This window comes from Streptomyces sp. NPDC001100 (assembly GCF_053598575.1).
This window is the reverse complement of the sequence record NZ_JBSFKO010000092.1, coordinates 1-2,016: the sequence shown is the minus strand read 5'-3', so window position 1 is coordinate 2,016 and position 2,016 is coordinate 1. Positions and strand designations below refer to the sequence as shown.

The 2,016-nt window shown below is 70.0% G+C and carries 1 protein-coding gene; it reads left to right on the top strand.

Translation table 11 applies throughout. The annotated features are described in order from the left end of the window. The coding region (locus tag ACWDEW_RS48765) for a condensation domain-containing protein (protein ID WP_450522825.1) at positions 1-2,016 on the top strand (2,016 nt) is incomplete at both ends.

The window sequence follows — 2,016 nt, the reverse complement described above, 5'->3', positions numbered from 1 at the left end:
GTGGTGCGGCGGCCGGTGCGCTGGTGAAGCGGGTGAAGGAGCAGGTGCAGGCGGTTCCCGGGGACGGTCTCGGGCATGGCCTGCTGCGTCATCTGAATCCGGAGACGGGGCCGGTGTTGGCGGCCCAGCCGGTGCCGCAGATCGGCTTCAACTACCTGGGCCGGTTCGCGGTCGCCGGTGCTGGGTCGGACGTGGTCGTGCCCTGGCAGACGGCCGGGGACACGGCCGTAGGAGGCGCTGCTGACCCGGGCATGCCGGTGCTGCACGCGCTCGCGGCGGGTGCTGTGGTGGCGGATACCGCGAGTGGCTCGGAGTTGACGCTCACCCTGAGCTGGCCCGCCGCGCTGCTGGACGAGACCGACGTGGAGGAGTTGGGCCGGGCCTGGCTCGGGCTGCTGTCGGGTCTCGCCGCGCACACCGCCGACCCCTCGGCCGGCGGCCACACCCCCTCCGACTTCCCGCTGGTTTCCCTCTCTCAGGGGGGTGTGGAGGAGCTGGAGACGGAGGTGTCCGGTCTGGAGGATGTGTGGCCGCTGTCCCCGCTCCAGGAAGGGCTGTTGTTCCACGCGTCTCTCGACGAGGGCGCTGGGGCGGATGTGTATGCCGGCCAGCGTGCGCTCGCTCTGGGCGGACCTTTGGATGTCGGTCGGCTTCGGGCGTCGTGGGACGTGGTGGTGGGACGGCATGCGATTTTGCGTGCGGGGTTCCATCGACTGGCCTCGGGTGAGGCGGTGCAGGTTGTCCCGCGGGAGGTGGAACTCCCTTGGCGGGAGGTCGACTTGAGCGGCCTGTCGGAGGCTGATGCGGAGGTTGAGGCGGCCCGGTTGTCCGGGAACGAGCTGTCGGCCGGTTTTGATCTCGCGAGGGGTCCACTGCTGAGGCTGTTGCTGCTTCGTCTCGGCGAGCGGCGCCACCGGCTGGTGATGACGTCGCATCACAGCGTTGTTGACGGCTGGTCGTTGTCCGTGATGATCGATGAACTGTCGGCGGCGTACGCCGCGGGCGGGGATGCCGGGGCGTTGCCTGCGGTGCGGTCGTATCGGGATTACCTGTCGTGGCTTGGTCGTCAGGATCGGGAGGCTGCGCGGGCTGCGTGGCGGGAGGAGTTGGCGGGGGCTGAGGAGCCGACGCTGGTTGCTCCGGTGGATCCGGCCCGGTTGCCGATGCGGCCGGAAGCGGTGCGTGTCGAATGCGGGGCCGAACTGACACGGGCGCTGGAGGAGCTGACGCGGGAGCGCGGGTTCACCATGGCGACGGTGGTGCAGGGGGCGTGGGCTCTGGTGCTGGCTCGTCTGTCCGGGCGCCGGGATGTGGTGTTCGGGACGACGGTTGCCGGGCGGCCGGCGGATCTGCCGGGTGCGGAGTCGCTGATCGGGTTGTTCATCAACACCCTCCCGGTGCGCGCCGAGTTGGCCGGTGATCTGTCCGTGGCCGACCTGCTGTCCGAACTCCAAAACCGGCAAGTGAACCTGATGGATCATCAGTACGTCGGGCTGGCGGAGATCAAGCAACTTGCCGGGCCGGGCGCGGAGTTCGACACGCTCGTCGTCTACGAGAACTATCCGCACTCGACCGCGGCCACGCCGGACGGCCCCGATGCCCTCACCATCCGGCCGGGCGGCATCCCTCACGACGCCAGTCACTATCCGCTGGGGTTGATCGTCGCGCCGGGTGAGCGGATGGAGTTGCAGCTGGATCACCGGCCGGACCTGTTCGACCGGGCGCGGGCCGATGAGGTGTTGGCGGCGCTGGTGCGGGTGTTGGAGCAGTTCGCGGCGGCCCCGGAGATGCCTCTCGGCCAACTCGGGTTGCTGGACGGGGAACGGTTGGGCCGTCTGACGCGGGACTGGCAGGACGTGTCCCCCGAGGTGCCTTCCGGAACGCTGCCGGATCTGCTTGCGGAGCAGGTGCGGCGGACGCCGGACGCGCCGGCTCTTGAGTCCGGTGATGCCGCCGGGTCCGGTGAACGCGCCCTGAGTTACGCGGAGTTGGAGGCTGAGGCGGGTCGGCTGGCGC